Origin of the sequence: Sporosarcina sp. NPDC096371, from assembly GCF_044762865.1 — a bacterium.
GTDB lineage: Bacteria > Bacillota > Bacilli > Bacillales_A > Planococcaceae > Sporosarcina.
In genome coordinates, this window is sequence record NZ_JBIWFE010000003.1 from 542,627 (window position 1) to 559,918 (window position 17,292).

Annotated in this window: 19 protein-coding genes, 1 tRNA gene and 1 riboswitch; of the genes, 18 read left to right on the forward strand and 2 right to left on the reverse strand. The window is 40.8% G+C overall.

All coding sequences use genetic code 11. The features are described 5' to 3' along the window. Positions 1 to 29: 29 nt before the first annotated feature. Positions 30 to 1,823, forward strand: coding sequence for an excinuclease ABC subunit UvrC (gene uvrC, locus ACIQ0H_RS11305; protein ID WP_403414408.1), 1,794 nt, complete (start codon positions 30 to 32; stop codon positions 1,821 to 1,823). 48 nt (positions 1,824 to 1,871) lie between these two features. Beyond that, a riboswitch (Lysine riboswitch) is annotated at positions 1,872 to 2,050 on the forward strand. A gap of 93 nt (positions 2,051 to 2,143) precedes the next feature. Then, positions 2,144 to 3,364, forward strand: a complete 1,221-nt coding sequence (locus ACIQ0H_RS11310) for an aspartate kinase (RefSeq protein ID WP_403414411.1) — start codon at positions 2,144 to 2,146, stop codon at positions 3,362 to 3,364. Positions 3,365 to 3,406: 42 nt separating this feature from the next. On the opposite strand, the gene ACIQ0H_RS11315 is transcribed toward ACIQ0H_RS11310, so the two are convergent. Then, entirely contained in the window at positions 3,407 to 3,823 is a 417-nt protein-coding gene (locus tag ACIQ0H_RS11315; protein WP_403414414.1) for a YslB family protein, read from the reverse strand. Positions 3,824 to 4,057: 234 nt separating this feature from the next. Between ACIQ0H_RS11315 and ACIQ0H_RS11320 the strand changes: the two genes are divergently transcribed. From ACIQ0H_RS11320 to ACIQ0H_RS11375, 12 genes are all read left to right on the forward strand, one after another. Then, positions 4,058 to 4,666, forward strand: a complete 609-nt coding sequence (locus tag ACIQ0H_RS11320) for a succinate dehydrogenase cytochrome b558 subunit (protein WP_403414416.1) — start codon at positions 4,058 to 4,060, stop codon at positions 4,664 to 4,666. Positions 4,667 to 4,726: 60 nt separating this feature from the next. Then, positions 4,727 to 6,481, forward strand: coding sequence for a succinate dehydrogenase flavoprotein subunit (sdhA, locus tag ACIQ0H_RS11325; protein ID WP_403414418.1), 1,755 nt, complete (start codon positions 4,727 to 4,729; stop codon positions 6,479 to 6,481). 5 nt (positions 6,482 to 6,486) lie between these two features. Next, positions 6,487 to 7,266: a succinate dehydrogenase iron-sulfur subunit gene (sdhB, locus tag ACIQ0H_RS11330; protein WP_403414421.1), complete on the forward strand. Its 780-nt coding sequence runs from the start codon at positions 6,487 to 6,489 to the stop codon at positions 7,264 to 7,266. A gap of 200 nt (positions 7,267 to 7,466) precedes the next feature. Next, complete coding sequence (locus ACIQ0H_RS11335) at positions 7,467 to 7,910, forward strand: acyl-CoA thioesterase (RefSeq protein WP_403414424.1); 444 nt, start codon at positions 7,467 to 7,469, stop codon at positions 7,908 to 7,910. A 73-nt stretch (positions 7,911 to 7,983) separates the two neighbouring features. Continuing rightward, positions 7,984 to 8,205: a helix-turn-helix domain-containing protein gene (locus ACIQ0H_RS11340; RefSeq protein WP_403414427.1), complete on the forward strand. Its 222-nt coding sequence runs from the start codon at positions 7,984 to 7,986 to the stop codon at positions 8,203 to 8,205. A 229-nt stretch (positions 8,206 to 8,434) separates the two neighbouring features. Next, positions 8,435 to 8,842: a MarR family winged helix-turn-helix transcriptional regulator gene (locus ACIQ0H_RS11345; protein WP_403414545.1), complete on the forward strand. Its 408-nt coding sequence runs from the start codon at positions 8,435 to 8,437 to the stop codon at positions 8,840 to 8,842. Between the two features lie 9 nt (positions 8,843 to 8,851). After that, positions 8,852 to 9,646 carry a glutamate racemase gene (gene racE / locus ACIQ0H_RS11350; protein WP_403414429.1) on the forward strand — a complete coding sequence of 265 codons (795 nt, stop codon included), beginning with the start codon at positions 8,852 to 8,854 and terminating at the stop codon, positions 9,644 to 9,646. 102 nt (positions 9,647 to 9,748) lie between these two features. Beyond that, positions 9,749 to 10,504, forward strand: coding sequence for a ribonuclease PH (rph, locus tag ACIQ0H_RS11355; protein ID WP_403414431.1), 756 nt, complete (start codon positions 9,749 to 9,751; stop codon positions 10,502 to 10,504). Beyond that, on the forward strand, positions 10,504 to 11,118 hold the full coding sequence (locus ACIQ0H_RS11360; RefSeq protein ID WP_403414434.1) for an XTP/dITP diphosphatase: 615 nt from the start codon (positions 10,504 to 10,506) through the stop codon (positions 11,116 to 11,118). The genes rph and ACIQ0H_RS11360 overlap by 1 nt, the downstream gene beginning before the upstream one ends. Continuing rightward, positions 11,115 to 11,603 (forward strand): metallophosphoesterase, encoded by a 489-nt coding sequence (locus tag ACIQ0H_RS11365; RefSeq protein ID WP_403414436.1) that lies wholly within the window; start codon positions 11,115 to 11,117, stop codon positions 11,601 to 11,603. The genes ACIQ0H_RS11360 and ACIQ0H_RS11365 overlap by 4 nt, the downstream gene beginning before the upstream one ends. A gap of 83 nt (positions 11,604 to 11,686) precedes the next feature. Then, positions 11,687 to 11,760, forward strand: a tRNA-Arg gene (locus ACIQ0H_RS11370). 778 nt (positions 11,761 to 12,538) lie between these two features. Then, positions 12,539 to 12,781: a hypothetical protein gene (locus tag ACIQ0H_RS11375; protein ID WP_403414439.1), complete on the forward strand. Its 243-nt coding sequence runs from the start codon at positions 12,539 to 12,541 to the stop codon at positions 12,779 to 12,781. A gap of 191 nt (positions 12,782 to 12,972) precedes the next feature. On the opposite strand, the gene ACIQ0H_RS11380 is transcribed toward ACIQ0H_RS11375, so the two are convergent. Beyond that, a complete protein-coding gene (locus tag ACIQ0H_RS11380) occupies positions 12,973 to 14,418 on the reverse strand; it encodes a VanZ family protein (RefSeq protein ID WP_403414441.1) in 1,446 nt (481 codons plus the stop codon). 212 nt (positions 14,419 to 14,630) lie between these two features. Here ACIQ0H_RS11380 and ACIQ0H_RS11385 point away from each other — a divergent pair, with 212 nt between their 5' ends. The 4 genes from ACIQ0H_RS11385 to ACIQ0H_RS11400 form a co-directional block, all read left to right on the forward strand. Beyond that, the gene (locus ACIQ0H_RS11385; protein WP_403414444.1) at positions 14,631 to 15,221 is read left to right on the forward strand and encodes a GNAT family N-acetyltransferase; all 591 of its coding nucleotides are present in this window, start codon (positions 14,631 to 14,633) and stop codon (positions 15,219 to 15,221) included. A gap of 318 nt (positions 15,222 to 15,539) precedes the next feature. Further along, the gene (locus ACIQ0H_RS11390) at positions 15,540 to 15,716 is read left to right on the forward strand and encodes a hypothetical protein (protein WP_403414447.1); all 177 of its coding nucleotides are present in this window, start codon (positions 15,540 to 15,542) and stop codon (positions 15,714 to 15,716) included. 352 nt (positions 15,717 to 16,068) lie between these two features. After that, the gene (locus ACIQ0H_RS11395) at positions 16,069 to 16,614 is read left to right on the forward strand and encodes a DUF5412 family protein (protein WP_403414450.1); all 546 of its coding nucleotides are present in this window, start codon (positions 16,069 to 16,071) and stop codon (positions 16,612 to 16,614) included. 196 nt (positions 16,615 to 16,810) lie between these two features. Further along, the coding region (locus ACIQ0H_RS11400) for an IS110 family transposase (protein WP_403414452.1) at positions 16,811 to 17,292 on the forward strand (482 nt) is incomplete at its 3' end.

The following is a 17,292-nucleotide window of genomic DNA, read 5'->3' on the forward strand; positions in this document are numbered from 1 at the left end:
GTACCCGGTTTTTTTGGTAGGTGACGGATATGAATGAGTTGATAGAGCAAAAACTAGCGATTTTACCAGAGTTGCCTGGCTGTTATTTTATGAAAGATAGGCAAGGAACAGTCATTTATGTTGGTAAAGCGAAAGTATTGAAAAATAGGGTACGTAGTTATTTTACGGGCAGCCATGATGGGAAAACGCAACGACTCGTAAGTGAGATTGAGGATTTTGAGTATATGGTCACTTCCTCCAACATTGAGGCGCTTGTTCTTGAATTAAATCTCATCAAACAGTACGACCCGAAATACAATATTATGTTAAAAGATGATAAGACCTACCCCTATTTGAAAATTACGGCTGAGCGCAACCCGAAATTAGTCATCACACGGAAAGTGAAGAAGGACAAAGGGAAATACTTTGGTCCATACCCGAATGCCTACGCAGCGGGGGAGACGAAAAAGTTACTAGACCGACTCTATCCGTATCGGAAATGCCAGACGATGCCGGACCGTGTTTGTCTTTACTATCATATCGGTCAGTGTTTAGCGCCATGTATTAATGAAATCGATCAGGAAATTTATAAAGAAATGGTGGATGACATTAGTCGTTTCCTTAATGGTGGCTATAAAAGTGTCAAAAAAGAATTGACCGAGAAAATGTCTTCCGCGGCAGAAAATCTCGAGTTTGAGCGGGCAAAAGAGTATCGTGACCAGATTGCCAATATTGAAGCGGTTATGGAGAAACAGGCCATGACGATGAATGATTTTACGGATCGGGATATTTTTGGCTACTCAGTCGACAAAGGGTGGATGTGTGTCCAAGTATTTTTTGTTCGGCAAGGGAAATTAATTGAACGGGATGTATCGTTGTTTCCGCTTTACCAAGCCCCTGAGGACGAACTGTTAACTTTCATCGGTCAGTTTTACGGAAAATCTGAACATCTACTGCCGAAGGAAATCCTTTTACCGGAAGGGATTGACAGCGAATTAGTGCGTCAATTGCTAAATGTCAATGTGTTTATTCCGCAACGTGGGAAAAAGAAATCGCTTGTCGACCTTGCGATTAAAAATGCGGAAATGTCATTGGGGGATAAGTTCCAGCTAATCGAACGGCAGGAACAACGAACGATTGGTGCGTGTGAAGAACTTGGTCATGCGATGAATATCGCGATACCGCTCCGTATTGAGGCGTTCGATAACTCTCATACGTACGGTTCTGACCCTGTCTCCGCAATGGTATCGTTCATCGATGGTAAACCGAATCGCAAAGATTATCGGAAATATGTGACGAAAACGGCTGCTGCACATGATGACTACGGTGCAATGCGTGAGGTTGTCAGAAGGCGTTATAGCCGCGTGTTGACGGATGATTTGCCGTTACCTGATCTAATCGTCATTGACGGTGGGAAAGGGCATATGGAGGCAGCGCGGGAAATTATTGAGGATGAGCTTGGCTTATCCATTCCGATTGCTGGACTCGCGAAAGATGACAAGCACCAGACTGCGCAATTATTATACGGCAATCCAATTGACATGATTCCGTTAAAAAGAACAAGTGAAGCCTTTTATTTATTACAACGGATACAGGATGAAGTGCACCGATTTGCCATTACATTCCACCGGCAACGTCGTGAAACGAATTCATTAACGTCCGCGCTCGATGGATTACCGGGGGTTGGACCAAAAAGGAAGCAGCAGTTGTTAAAACATTTTGGTTCGGTGAAAAAGATTCGGGAGGCGACTGCGGAAGCCATGCAGCAAGCAGGTCTGCCCGGGGCTGTCGCTGAGGCGGTAGAAAAGTATTTTCGTGATGAGGTATTGCAACAAAAAGAATAATGTGATAGAGTGAATGCACTGAATTTTTTCACTTACAATTGAATATGTAGTGAGGATAGAGGCGCGGATGCTAATAGTACATTTCCAGAAGGCGACAGCCTAGAGAAGGGAATCGAAAGGGGTACTCGCCGAAGCGGACAAATCGACTGTCACGATTGTTTTGCTGGATTTCCATTGAAGAAGTGGGAATCTGTCAGGTATCAACTGCCTGGAGAGCTATCCGTACGGAGCATCTTTTTAGTGATGGCTCCAATCGGACCCGGCTCTCAAATTTATTGAGGGCCGTTTTTGCGTTCAGGGGAAAGACGGAGGAATGGATAATGGAACGTATCGTAATGAAATTCGGAGGCACTTCAGTCGCAAATCCGGAGAGAATTGCACGCGCTGCACAACTAGTAATTGGTGAAGTCAATCGAGGGAAGCAAGTAGCTGTAATCGTCTCAGCAATGGGGAAAACAACGGATGAACTGCTGACACTTGCCCGGGAAATAAATCCGACACCAGGTCGCCGTGAGCTAGATATGTTGCTGGCAACAGGTGAACAGGTGACGGCATCCCTTCTAGCAATGGCAATTGCCGCAGAAGGAGTAGAGGCGCGATCTTATACAGGTTGGCAGGCAGGTGTCACGACAGAGTCTGTTCATGGTAATGCGCGCATTGAGCAAGTGCATGCGGATAGAATTGTATCTGCCCTTGAAGCGGGAGCTGTGACGGTGATTACAGGCTTTCAGGGTGTTGATGATAGCGGTGAGTTGACAACGCTTGGTCGTGGGGGTTCTGATACAAGTGCTGTTGCAGTTGCGATTGCGCTGGAAGCCGCAGTTTGCGATATTTATACGGATGTTGAAGGCGTGTTTACAACGGATCCAAGGTTGATTGGAAATGCTAGAAAGTTGGAAGAGATATCATACGATGAAATGCTTGAAATTGCTAATCTAGGTGCTGGAGTACTCCACCCGAGAGCAGTTGAGTTTGCTAAGAATCATCAAATGCCTCTACGAGTTAGACCGGCGCATATGGACGGAGAAGGAACCATCATCAAGGAGGAAATTGATTTGGAAAACAATTTAATTGTACGGGGTATTGCTTTTGAGCGGGATATCGTTCGGATTACAGTCATGTACGACATTCCGCACAATGGTTCGCTCGCCAATATATTCACGGCACTTGCGCAACAGCATGTGAACGTCGATATCATTGTCCAGACGATTCGGGAGGATGCACAACCCTCTGTGTCATTTTCTATCAAAAAAGAAGATTTCGCCGAAGCGATCAACGTGCTAGAATCCAATAAAGAATCCCTCGGATACCGTCGTGCAGATTTTGAAGTTGGATTGGCGAAAGTTTCGATTGTGGGCAGTGGAATGGTGTCTAACCCAGGTGTTGCGGCGAATATGTTCGATATTTTGCGTCACGCAGACGTTCCCGTGAAGATGGTTAGTACATCGGAAATTAAAGTATCCGTTGTGATTCCGGAACCTGACATGGAGAAAGCGGTAGCTGCCCTTCATGAGCAATTCGCATTGGATAAGGCTCTATAAAATAATGAAAAAAAGATGCATCCATTTATGGATGCATCTTTTTTATACGTCAATCTTCGTTTTCAAATCCCATTTCACATGGAAGAGAACTTGTCCTTTTTGAGAATTTACTTCTCCGTAACATTCGGTAAGAAGTCCATTCAATTTTTGGTATTGTTCTGCCAGAAAGCCGGCTTCTAATTGAAAAGATCTGTTCTGAATAATTATTTCATCCACATTATTCATTGTGTAAAAAGCCTCGTCTTTAATTTCTTTTTCAAGAGAAAGGGTTCCCCAACTTGCTTCTTGAAAGAACACAGGGATCTCTTCAATGTTGAAAACAGGAAACTTTCTCGCTACTTCCTTTCCTGCCCAGTAGAGGATTTCACCTTGGTGAGCACCCAAAATGCTGGGTAAGACATGATCGCGTAAAATTTCATGGCCGAAGCGAGTCGGCGAATCGTATGTAGTATTTTCCAATCGACTATGCAATCCTTTCGGATGAAAATAAATGGTATTCTATTTTATTGCGAAATTTCTTCTATAAGAAACAAATCAAAATACCACATCGTCTTGACCTCTTTAAAACAGAGGAGTACAATGGACATGTTCTAATATTGTACCACGAGGAGGGAAACCGTCAATGATTGCTTCGTGTCAAAACGATGACATCATCTTGATCGTTAACCTCAGTAATAAGGGAGGGTAAAAGACTTGTCGAGAGAATCAGATTTTTACTTACGTCGTCTACACTCATTGCTCGGAATTATTCCGGTTGGGCTTTTTGTTGCCCAGCATTTGGTTATTAACCATTTTGCAACGCGCGGCGAAGAAGCGTTCAACACCGCATCTAACTTTATGGGGAGCCTACCATTCGTACTATTCTTAGAATGGTTTATCATCTACATCCCACTTATGTTCCATGCGTTTTACGGCCTGTACATAGCTTTTACAGCGAAAAATAACGTACAACGCTACGGTACTTTCCGCAACTGGATGTTCATGTTGCAACGTACGACAGGTGTATTCCTTGTCATCTTCATTGCATGGCACATCTATGAAACAAGAATTCAGAAAGCATTGGGCACTGAAGTAGACTTCAATATGATGGCTAATATTTTAGATAACCCATTCATGCTTGCGTTCTACATTGCTGGTGTGATCGCAGCAACGTTCCACTTGGCGAACGGCCTATGGTCATTCTTAGTTACTTGGGGACTTGCACAATCACCACGCTCACAAAAAATCGTTACTTACGTTACAATTGTAGTGTTCTTAGTACTTGCTACAATCGGTGTCCAAGCACTACTTGCATTTGTTTAATTTGCAAATGATTTAACTTGAAATAATGAGATCACTGATAATTTGAGGAGTGAAACAATAATGGCAAAAAGCAGATTGATTGTCGTTGGCGGCGGTCTTGCGGGCTTGATGGCAGTCATTAAAGCAGCGGAGGAAGGCACACCGGTTGACCTATTCTCACTTGTTCCGGTTAAACGTTCCCACTCTGTATGTGCTCAGGGCGGCATCAACGGTGCAGTAAACACAAAAGGGGAAGGCGACTCGCCTGACATCCACTTAGATGATACTGTATACGGCGGTGACTTCCTTGCGAACCAACCACCTGTTAAAGCAATGACGGATGCAGCACCAGGAATCATTCACTTACTAGACCGGATGGGTGTTATGTTCAACCGTACACCTGAAGGACTTTTGGATTTCAGACGTTTCGGCGGAACGCTTCACCACCGTACAGCATTTGCAGGTGCGACAACTGGACAACAGCTTCTATATGCACTGGACGAGCAAGTTCGTAGTCATGAAGTTGCTGGATTAGTTACGAAATATGAACACTGGGAATTCCTTGGTGTTGTTCTAGATGAAGATGGCGTTTGTCGCGGTATTAAAGCGCAAAACCTTAAAACGATGGAAATTAAAGCGTTTAAAGGTGATGCAGTAATCATGGCGACAGGTGGACCTGGAATTATTTTCGGGAAAACAACAAACTCTGTCATCAATACAGGTTCTGCCGCTTCTATCGTTTATCAACAAGGAGCTTACTATTCGAATGGTGAGTTCATCCAAATTCACCCAACTGCAATTCCAGGGGACGATAAACTTCGTCTTATGAGTGAATCTGCACGTGGTGAAGGTGGCCGTGTTTGGACATATAAAGATGGTAAGCCTTGGTACTTCCTAGAAGAAAAATATCCGGCATACGGAAACCTTGTACCACGTGACGTTGCGACACGTGAAATTTTTGACGTCTGCGTCAATCAAAAACTAGGTATTAACGGCGAAAACATGGTCTACTTAGACCTTTCCCATAAAGATCCTAAAGAGCTTGACATCAAGCTTGGTGGTATCATCGAAATCTATGAGAAATTCACAGGTGATGATCCACGTAAGTTGCCAATGAAAATCTTCCCAGCTGTCCACTATTCAATGGGCGGACTTTGGGTAGATTATGATCAGATGACAAATATTCCAGGTCTTTTTGCTGCTGGTGAATGTGATTATTCACAGCACGGTGCAAACCGTCTTGGTGCGAACTCACTTCTTTCAGCAATTTACGGTGGAATGGTTGCAGGACCAAACGCTGTTCATTACATGAAGAAATTGAAGCGTACTGCTGAAGAACTTCCATCGACAATTTTCGACGCAGCAGTTGCAGAAGAGCAACAAAAGTGGGATGACACGCTCAAAATGAATGGTACAGAGAACGCTTATGTCCTTCACAAAGAGCTTGGCGAATGGATGACAGATAACGTAACAGTGGTTCGTTACAACGACAGACTTCAAGCAACAGACGATAAAATCGTAGAGCTTCTTGAGCGCTACGAGAACATCAACATGACAGATACTCAACAATGGTCTAACCAAGGCGCAACATTTACGCGTCAGTTGAAAAATATGTTGTACCTAGCACGTGTTATCACTCTAGGAGCACTGAATCGTGATGAGAGCCGTGGCGCTCACTACAAACCAGACTTCCCGAATCGTGATGACGAGAAATTTATGAAGACTACGATGGCGAAATTTGACGGAAAATCTGCACCAATCTTCCACTATGAAGAGATTGATGTGTCCCTTGTAGCGCCACGTAAACGCGACTACTCCGCGACGAAAGGAGAATGACGTATATGAGCGAGCAACTAACTGCGACGAAAACAGTAGTATTTAAAATTCGTCGTCAGGATACAGCTGAATCTACACCGTATTGGGAAGAGTTCGAGTTGGAATATAGACCGAATATGAACGTTATTTCTGCTTTAATGGAAATTCGTCGTAACCCAGTCAATAAAGAAGGTAAGAAAACAACACCAATCAACTGGGACATGAACTGTCTGGAAGAAGTTTGTGGTGCATGTTCAATGGTGATCAATGGCCGTCCGCGTCAATCGTGTACAGCACTTGTTGATAAATTGACTCAGCCAATTACGCTTGAGCCGATGAAGACATTCCCGGTCGTTCGTGACTTGATTGTCGACAGAGAATTCATGTTTGATTCTTTGAAAAAAATCAAGGCGTGGGTTCCAATCGATGGAACGTACGATCTTGGAGAAGGTCCTCGTATGCCTGAGCGTAAGCGCCAATGGGCATATGAACTTTCAAAATGTATGACTTGTGGTGTTTGTCTTGAAGCATGTCCAAATGTGAATGACAACACGAACTTCATGGGTCCTGCATTGCTGTCACAAGTCCGTTTGTTCAACACGCATCCAACAGGTGCGATGAACAAGGACGAGCGTCTAGCTGCACTTATGTCAGACGGTGGTATCGGTGAATGTGGTAACTCACAGAACTGTGTAGTGGCTTGTCCGAAAGGCATTCCATTGACAACATCTATCGCTGCTATGAACCGTGCAACAAGTATTCAAATGTTCAAAAACTTCTTCGGAAGCGACCATATGGTAGACTGATTTCAGTCTCAAGCCCCGCTTTGGCATTATGCCTGGCGGGGTTTTTGTTGTTTATGAACTTTAGCTATTGTGACTGTCAATCACCAGAGAAGGCCCACCCGAGCACCGTAGCGGATTCAATAGACTTTCTTTATTTCTTGATAGAACTTTGATAGAATAAAAGAATGAATGTTCATTCATTGCGGAAAGGGGTTTTATTTATGAGAGCAACTTACATAACGGACGTATCCATATGGGCATCTGAATTTACGTTTTCCGTGCCAGTCACCGTACGGTTTTCAGAAACGGATATGTACGGCCACTTGAACAATACAGTGGCATTTACCTATTTTGAATATGCACGAATCGAATTCCTGAAACATGCCGGACTTATGAACGATTGGTTGAACCCTGAAGGCAGTGCGATTCCTGTTGTTGCAGACTTGCAATGTGATTATGTAAAACAGGTCTTTTTCGATGAAACGCTTACAATCTACGTGAAAGTAGCGACAATTGGTAACAGTTCTCTCGATATTCACTACATGGCGAAGAATGAGCAAGACGACATTGTCATCACGGGTCGTGGTTCAATTGTTCAAATTGGCAGAGAAAGTGGGAAAAGCGTTCATTGGACTGAAAAAGAGAAGTTGCATTTTACTAACTAAATAATCGTGGAGCCGGCACAGCCTAACCCATCTTCACATATTTTAGAGTGAAAGTGGATAGGAGGGGCGCGTCTTGACAGAGGAATCAAAAAACCGTTCATTGCTAACGGCAAGGGAACGAGAAATCTTTCATCTGCTCGTTGACGATAACACGACAAAAGATATCGCGGGACGGCTCGGAATTAGCGAAAAAACTGTTCGGAACCATATTTCGAACACGATTCAGAAGCTAGGTGTTTCCGGCAGGGCACAGGCGATTGTTGAATTATTGCGACTTGGAGAGTTGAAATTGTAACCAATCTTTTAAGTGGTAGCTGTGCGACCTATATCGAGTAGGTTGCATGGCTGCTGTTTTTTTACATTATTTTATCGCTATAGGTTCCTTTTTCACCCATCAACTGAAAAGGTATTGCCATACGTGCTAAAAAGGGTGACAATAGATAAACAGTAATCTTTTTTAGGAGCTGGTGTACTTGACGGAACAAAGCGATGTAAACAAACAATATACGAGTGAAGTAGCGAGTATGGAGAAAGATTTAAGATATATTGCTGCCATCATTAAACAACAGGGGCGTCGGATTCTTAGTAATTATACAATTACACCTCCCCAGTTCATTGCATTGCAATGGTTATTTGAACATGGCGATATGACGATTGGCGATTTGTCGAACAGGATGTTTCTTGCATTCAGCACTACAACCGATTTAGTGGATCGGATGGAAAAAAACAATCTTGTAAAGCGTGTCCGTGATGAACAAGACCGTCGTGTTGTTCGGATCCACCTGTTAGATGAAGGAGAACGTGTTATCGAGGAAGTCATTGATAAGCGTCGGGATTATTTAGACAAGGTGTTAGCCGATTTTGATGAACAACAAGTGAAAGATTTTTCTGAGCTACTTAGCAAACTACATCTAGAGATGAAAAAGGATTGAGGGATTTTAGTGGAAGCACCAATAGGCGTAATCGATTCGGGTGTCGGCGGTCTAACCGTTGTGAAAGAAATGCTCGATCGATTACCAAATGAACCCATTGTTTATATAGGCGATGATGCACGTTGTCCGTATGGGCCACGTTCGACGGAAGAGGTTCGGGAGTTCACAATGGAAATGGCATCGGCACTTTCTGACATGGGCATAAAAATGTTAGTCATCGCGTGTAATACAGCAACAGCTGTGGCGCTTGACGAGGTTCGCGAGCATTTCTCGTTTCCGGTGATTGGCGTCATCGTCCCGGGTGCACGAGGCGCTGTAAAGGCATCAACAACTGGCGAAATCGCAGTTCTCGGAACAGTTGGGACAATCAATAGTGGGGCGTACGATGATGCAATCCATACACTTTTACCGAGTGCAACGGTTTATCCACTTGCGTGTCCGGAATTTGTTCCGATTGTTGAAAGTGGTTTGTATAAGTCAGAAACCGCCAGTGATATTGTGGCTAAAGCGCTTGTGGGTCTTTCAGGTAAGGAATTCGATGTAGCTATATTAGGATGCACGCATTATCCTCTTATGCAGCATCATATTCAAGCCCATTTGCCAAAAAGCGTGAATATCATTTCATCGGCGGTGGAGACTGTAGCTGATGTTGAACGGACGCTTATGTCGGACAATAGTAAACGTATCGTGGATAGCAAGATAGCGCCTATCTTCTATACGACAGGAAAGATTGAACAATTTTCCCCGATTGTTGAGGATTGGTTGTCGATCGAAAAACCTGATGTAAGGCATATTGTCTTGTGAAATAACCTGAGATGTCCGTTGTCGGATATTTCGGGTTTTTGCGTATGTGAAACGGGTTATGATAAGATGAATGCGCAAACTGAATGGTGGAGGGTTTTGAATATGAGACATGATGGACGAGTGGCTGACATGAATAGGCCAGTAACAATTGAAACAAATTATTTAATGCATCCCGAAGGATCGGTATTGATTTCTGTTGGAAATACGAAAGTAATTTGCACAGCTACGATTGAAGAGCGGGTTCCCCATTTTTTACGTGGTAGCGGCAAAGGTTGGGTAACTGCAGAATATTCCATGTTGCCACGTGCAACTGGCCAACGCACGCAGCGCGAATCTTCAAAAGGTAAAGTCGGTGGACGTACTATGGAAATACAACGTCTAATTGGACGTGCATTGCGCGCAGTCACTAATTTAGAGGCGCTTGGTGAGCGGACGATTTGGATTGACTGTGATGTGATTCAAGCAGACGGAGGAACGCGCACAGCATCGATTACAGGTGCATTTGTAGCGATGACGATGGCGGTTGCTAAATTGCATGCGGACAAAGGATTGGCAACTTTCCCGATTTCTGATAACCTGGCAGCCATTAGTGTCGGGAAGACAACTGAAGGTCAGCTTATTCTTGACTTGGATTATGTGGAAGATTCATCAGCAGCTGTTGATATGAATGTAGTGATGACGGGTGCAGGTGCATTTGTTGAGTTACAGGGGACAGGCGAGGAATCGACATTCACACGTGAGGAAATGAATGGCTTGGTTTCGCTTGGAGAACAAGGGATTCATCAATTATTTGCCGTGCAATCCGAGGCGCTTGGTGAGATTGCTGATTTGATTGGCATGAAAGAAGTGGCTAAATGATGAAGGAAGTATTAATCGCAACGAATAATCTGGGTAAAGCAAAAGATTTTGATACGCTATTCAAGCCGTTTGGCGTGCGGGTTTTGACGTTGAATGATTTGGACGAGCCAATTGATGTGGAAGAGACGGGTGTCACGTTTGAAGACAATGCAATCCTGAAAGCAGAGACGGTTGCTCGTCTGCTAAATAAGATTGTGATTGCGGATGATAGTGGGCTTGAAATCGATGCACTGGATGGCGCTCCAGGCGTTTATTCTGCGCGTTATGCAGGCCCGGAGAAGAACGATGGTGACAATATCGATAAAGTGCTAAAAGAGCTAGCAGCGGTGCCTACAGAAGGTCGTACGGCACGTTTCCGTTGCGTACTGGCTGTGGCTGGACCTGGCATTCAAACAGAGACATTTTCGGGCAGCTGTGAAGGTTTGATCCACACAGAGCGCAAGGGAACAAATGGCTTTGGCTATGATCCAATTTTTTATGTACCGGAGCAGGGGCGAATGATGGCTGAATTGTCACCTGAAGAGAAAAGTCTAATTTCGCATCGTGGGGCGGCACTGGCTCAGTTAAAAGTACAGTTACCGCAATTTATGGAGAGTGTAGGTGATCACAAGTGAAACTAGTTGTCATGAGTGATTCGCATGGGGATAAGGAGACGGTGAAAGCCGTTTCTGCTCTACCTGCGGATGCGATTTTTCATTGTGGAGATAGTGAGTTGTCATTCGATGATCCGGTTTTGCATACAATGTATAGAGTGCGTGGCAATTGCGATCGTGATGCGCGGTTTCCAACGTCCATCGTTGTCGATGTACAGGTGAAAAAGGTTTTAGCTGTTCACGGTCATGAACATGATGTACGTTCATCGTTGATGGGGCTATATTACAGTGCCAAAGAACTTGGCGCAGATATTGTGTTGTTTGGCCATTCACATCTATACGGTGCTGAAATGAAGGACGGGATATTGTTCTTGAATCCAGGGAGTACAATGCAGCCACGGGGTGGTAAAGAGGCAACATATGCAGTTGTGGATTGGGACGAAACTGTGCGTGTAACATTCAAGAATATGAGACATGAAACGGTAGATTCAATTAAAATAAAATAAGTTGTTAAATAGTGTTGACTTTCGTTTTAATACAGGATATACTAAGTCTTGTCCTTAAGAGTTATTTAATAACTCAAGCACATGTCTCAGTAGCTCAGCTGGATAGAGCAACGGCCTTCTAAGCCGTCGGTCGGGGGTTCGAATCCCTCCTGGGACGTATCTAGGTTCGGAATGATTAAGTTTGAACTAATTAAAATCGCCTCAAATCCTTTAGTATTAAGGGTTTGAGGCGATTTTACTTTTTGAGGAATACGTTAGAAAAAGGATAGAAAATGAAAAGTTTCTATCCTTTTTCTACACAAACAAAAGTGGTTTGAAGACGGTGCTTTCCGGTTCTGAATTGAACACCCTTTACATATTTTGAGACGTGATGACGATTAGCCATCCGAAATGAAACAACTTTAAGAACCATCATCAAAGTGACTGATAAAAGGTTAATATGCATTTGGTAGCACTCTTCTCTACTGGATGAGGGGTCAATTATATGCCGTTGCCGTAATAGTGGTCGAAATGTATAGTGTAGGTATCAGGAGATTCTGTGCAGAGGACCGGAAAGCAAAACTTGGAACAGTTAGCATAAACCATATTGACTTGCAGGATAGGATAACATTCCAATATGTGGGGACATTCAAAAACACAATTATTACCTGTTAGTTAGGAGGACTGGATTAGAGGGAAAGAAAATTTGCATGACACAAGGAGGTCTCATCAGCTCCACTTTAAGTGGTGAGAATCATTCAACCCCGTAATGGACAAGAAGGGTTCGATGGGAAGTCAGAGCAGTGAATAAACTTACCAGAAAAGCAAGTGCACTTGAAAGCTCTCCATGTACTAAACAGAAGCTTTTCATTATCCTGAATTTTTACAATTTGAAATAACGCCTGAAACCCTTGATATCATTGGTTTTAGGCGCTTTTATTTGTTTTACGGTTGGCATGGTAAGTAAGACTAACCTAAAAGAAGAAGTAATAACTTTTGACGGAACTGTTGATAAAGTAGTTATTTCCGAAGATGGGAAATCAGTTGCATTAACTGCGGATAGCAAAATGGCAACACAAAAAGCACATAAATTAACTGTTAACAAGAGTAAAGCTGGCGATAAGCAATCGGGGGCTTTTGGCGAACAAGAGGGGATTCAACTCTATTTCCTTCTTGAACTAACGGTGCAGTTTAGTTGAAGAAGAGATATTATAATATAGGCATTATTGGAAGGGGTATTGATATTGCCTATCATTCCAAGGTTTTATTGGGGATTATTTGTTATTAGACAAAGTTAAAACTTTTTTCATTGAATAACTGGAATTGAACAAAAAAACCGAATAGCTACACTTTTTAGTGTCCACTATTCGGGGGAAGTTTAGTTTTTTATTTACTGAATAGCTGATATTAAAACTTCAATCGGGTAGTCTGAATCATTAACACGGCTTGTAAATACATATACAGGCTGATAGTAACCTTTTGTATCATAAGTATAGGTTAGACGAACATTCGTTATCGTTAATGTATCACCTTTTTGTAAAGGTTCGTACGTACTAAACTCTCCGTTTAACAATACTTCATATGCTTGCTGTTGTGAAATTAATTGCTTTTTCGTAACCATTTCATTGTCACTAATATCAAATAATATGTCGGGTACTTGCTGACTAAAAAGTCTAATCATAACCAGACCTTTAGAGAAATCTTCACATGTGGATTGTAAATTCTCTGGTTCAGCTAAATCCCAGCGAATTGTACGTTCATCTTGTTGCTGATAGATAGCGTTATTAGGTAATAGTCCTTCATTTTTTAACCAATTTTCTAAAAGTTGCTTTTGCTGTTTAATATCAACTTTTAGGGGGGCATCATTTATATTATCGAATGTTAAGGACCAGGAACCATTTGACATGAAATAAGTTAAATAATAGGGACTGCCTTTATCGTCTTGAAATGTAAATATACGATTATCCCCATCAATCCGTATGCCACCTTGTTGTTTCAAATTAAATTGTTGAGCAATGGATTGGGCAATTAATTTCCCTTTTTTCAAATCATTCACATCTTTATTGTAATAAACACATGCGTTAGGGAATTTAGTAGAAAGATCAGTTTCCAGTTGCATCTGTACTTGTTCCATATTTTGTTTTTGTGCAGGTTTGAATGGCAAATTCCCAAATTCTTGTGCGTTATACACCACATTTGCCACACCAAATAACGCAATAAAAACGAGTGGAATAGAAATAGCTTTCGCAATCGGTACGAATATTAATTTTCGTTGTTCTCTCCATAAAATGAATACCATCACGAAAAAGTACCCCGCTAAACTCCCAATGGTATTATGCAAAAGGTCGTCTAATTCGAAAATCCCTTTACCTGAAATCAATTGGAAAATTTCAATTGAAGATGTGAAAACAATTGATATAACGAGTACACGGTGAAACGATTTGTTTTTATGATGAATCAACGGTAATAGCACGCCTAACGGTACAAACATTAACATATTAAAGATGATTAACTGAAATTCAGTCAGTGACCACTTGTTCCATGCATTTATATAACTGGTGAATAGACTGAAATTAATCTGGTCTGTATAATTTGCCCCTCTACTGAGAGTTGTGATTCCAAGTACAACAATGAACCAACAAATAAGTAAAGTGATAAAAACAAATTTAGATAGACGTATTGGATACTTTGTCTGATAAAACTTTCTATATATAAAGTATCCAATCATCAAGACTGTGATGATAAAAATAGAATATTTTACATACGGTAAAAGACCGAATACTATACTAATTAAATCCATTGTAACGTAACCTCCTAAATAATATGACTTGTTCATTGTAGCAAGAAGTTCTTAAGGTTTTTTTAGTATAAAACTTAAGATTTTATGAAGTATGTGTAATTATTAAGTATTTAATAATGGCTGTTTTCAAAAAGATTGTTGTTATTCAACTAATGGGTGCTTTACTTCAAGAACCCCCCTTTTTGGAAGTCGGTTGAATATTATGTTAATATTAGTTTGAACAGACATTGAGGAGGAGATTCACAATTATGATAAAAATCGTCGGGCAAAAAATTCAATTGAAAGAGGCTATCCAACAAGATATTGATGACTTATATTATTGGAAGTACGAAGATAAGAAACAAGAAGCGAAGAAATGGAATGGGCCTTACATACTTGAGTCTAAAATGACAAAAGAAGAGTTTCAAAAAAATTGGTATAAAGACTATGAAATTGCACCCAACACTCCTAATACACTAATCATTTATGTAGGAAATAAATTTATTGGAACAGTAGGCTCTTATTGGGTAGATAAAAACACTCATTGGTTAGAAACTGGAATAGTTATTTATGATAATAATTACTGGAATGGTGGTTATGGAGCTGAGGCTTATAAACTCTGGATTGATTTCTTATTCAGTTCTACTGATCTACATCGGTTAGGAATGTCAACGTGGTCAGGAAATGTAAGAATGATGAAGGTAGCGGATAGAATTGGGATGAAAGAAGAAGCACGAATAAGAAATGCTAGAATGGTTGACGGTGAGTATTTTGATGCAATTAAGATGGGAATGTTGCGAGAAGAATGGGAAGAAGAGCAGGAAATTAATAAATCTAAAGCATCCTTTTTAATGCACTAACGGACGCTTTTGTTTAATAAGGATTACTGAAGTCAACATACTATTTGTTGGCTTTTTTATTTCGTAGTAGAACATAACGTGTGGTAGCAAAACCTTGTGTTTTTTAGGCCTTCTAATTGGGTGATTATGGTACTATGATAATAAATGCTTCTTCAACTAACGTTAATTGATCTAGAAGTATTAAATATCTCTATAATTATTTTTAGATGCAAGAAGTATATATTTAAAACATAGAATGAATAATTGAAAGAGAGAATCAATGTGAAAAGGACAATAAATTAGGATTATTTTCTTTTTATCTGGGGAGGGGTGAGAAATTTGGATTTTCTTTTTTACATTACATTAATTGTTGGGTTTTCTCTTATATATTATGGATATATTAAGAAAACAGATAACGATTTAAAAAAGAAAGAATTAGAGCTAGAAGAAAAAAAGGTGGAATTGGAAATGAAAAAAATTGAATATAGTAAGGAATGTCGAGAACAAAGCGAATAGCGTTAGAGTTTTCGCACTGTGCTAATTCAAACAGCTTTTTGCTTTTTCTAATGGAATTATCCGATTACAATCTATCAAATATGTGAAATGTTGTACTTAAACTAACGGGGCTTAGTTTAATAAGGATTACTGAAGTCAACATACTATTTGTTGGCTTTTTTATTTCGCGGTAGTACCATTATGTGTAGCAGAAAGCACCTTTATGAGGTGTTTTTTTAATGCCTCATAAATGGGGAATTATGGTACTATGATAATAAAAAGTTGTTCAACTAACGCAGCAGTTTAGTTGAATAAGAATGTTGCGCAACTATTCTAAAGCAATGAACGTTATGTACTAGAGGGGTGGGATAGTATGAGTAATCTGGTAAAACGATACAACTTGTGGGCGTTTTATTTAATACTTATTTGTTTAGGAGTAGCATTCTATTCATTATATTCCAATATTAAAAACACTTGGTTAATATCACCACCAAATTACATTCTCTTTATAATTAGTGTACTAGCCTTTATTTTAGGCATTAAAGGTCTTAAAGATAAGAGAAACTGGCGGACAAAAACAAGAAGTTGGTTAACGGTAACCTTGTCGTCGTTGTTATCTATCGCACTTTTTTTAGCACTATTGTTTACACTCTTTTTTTCTTCATTTGGATCAAATGATCCTATAAAGACGGTGAGTTCTCCAGATAATAGCTATACCATAGATTTCTATCGTTGGGATGCGGGAGCAGCGGGAACATTTGGGGTAAGAGGAGAATTGAATGGACCACTTTGGTTTAAAAAGAGAATTTATTATGAAAAAAGAACTGAAAACGTAAATGTTGAATGGAAAAGCAATAATGAAGTTTCGATTAACAATCGTATTTTGAAATTAAATGAAGGCGAAACTTTTGGATATTAATGTTTCTTAGCAACAATCTAATTAAACTAACGGGTGCTTTACTTCAATTAGAGGTTAAGCCCCTTTTCTTCTTCAACTAACGAAGCAGCATTCCTGTTTGAAGGATGTTCGAGGTCTTGAAAGAAAAGGAGCCCTCTAGTATGATGCATGAGTGTCAACGACCATTGACCCATCATCAAACAAGGAGGACTCCTTTATGCATTCTAAATGGAATAATAAAATTAATCAAGTTACTGAAAATACACTCGTTGTCGGTATGGATATTGCAAAGCGTATTCATTACGCATGCTTTGTCGATGAACGCGGGCGAGTAATAGAAAAAGCTTTTGCGGTACATCAATCAAAAGAAGGCTTCGAAAACTTGTATGAAAAGATTCTTCAAACAATGAAGGAAGCTAAGAAAACTGAAGTAATAATAGGGATTGAGCCTACAGGCCACTATTGGATGAACTTAGCTTATTTCTTAGATCATTACGGAATCCCACTTGTCATGGTGAATCCAATGCACGTAAAACGTTCGAAAGAACTTGATGATAACTTACCGACAAAACACGATAAAAAAGATGCACTAGTCATCGCTCGCTTATTAAAGGATGGACGTTTCAGTTATCCACGTATACTGAAAGACATTGAAGCTGAGCTTCGTATTGGTTCTACTCTTCGTTCAAAATTGACGGA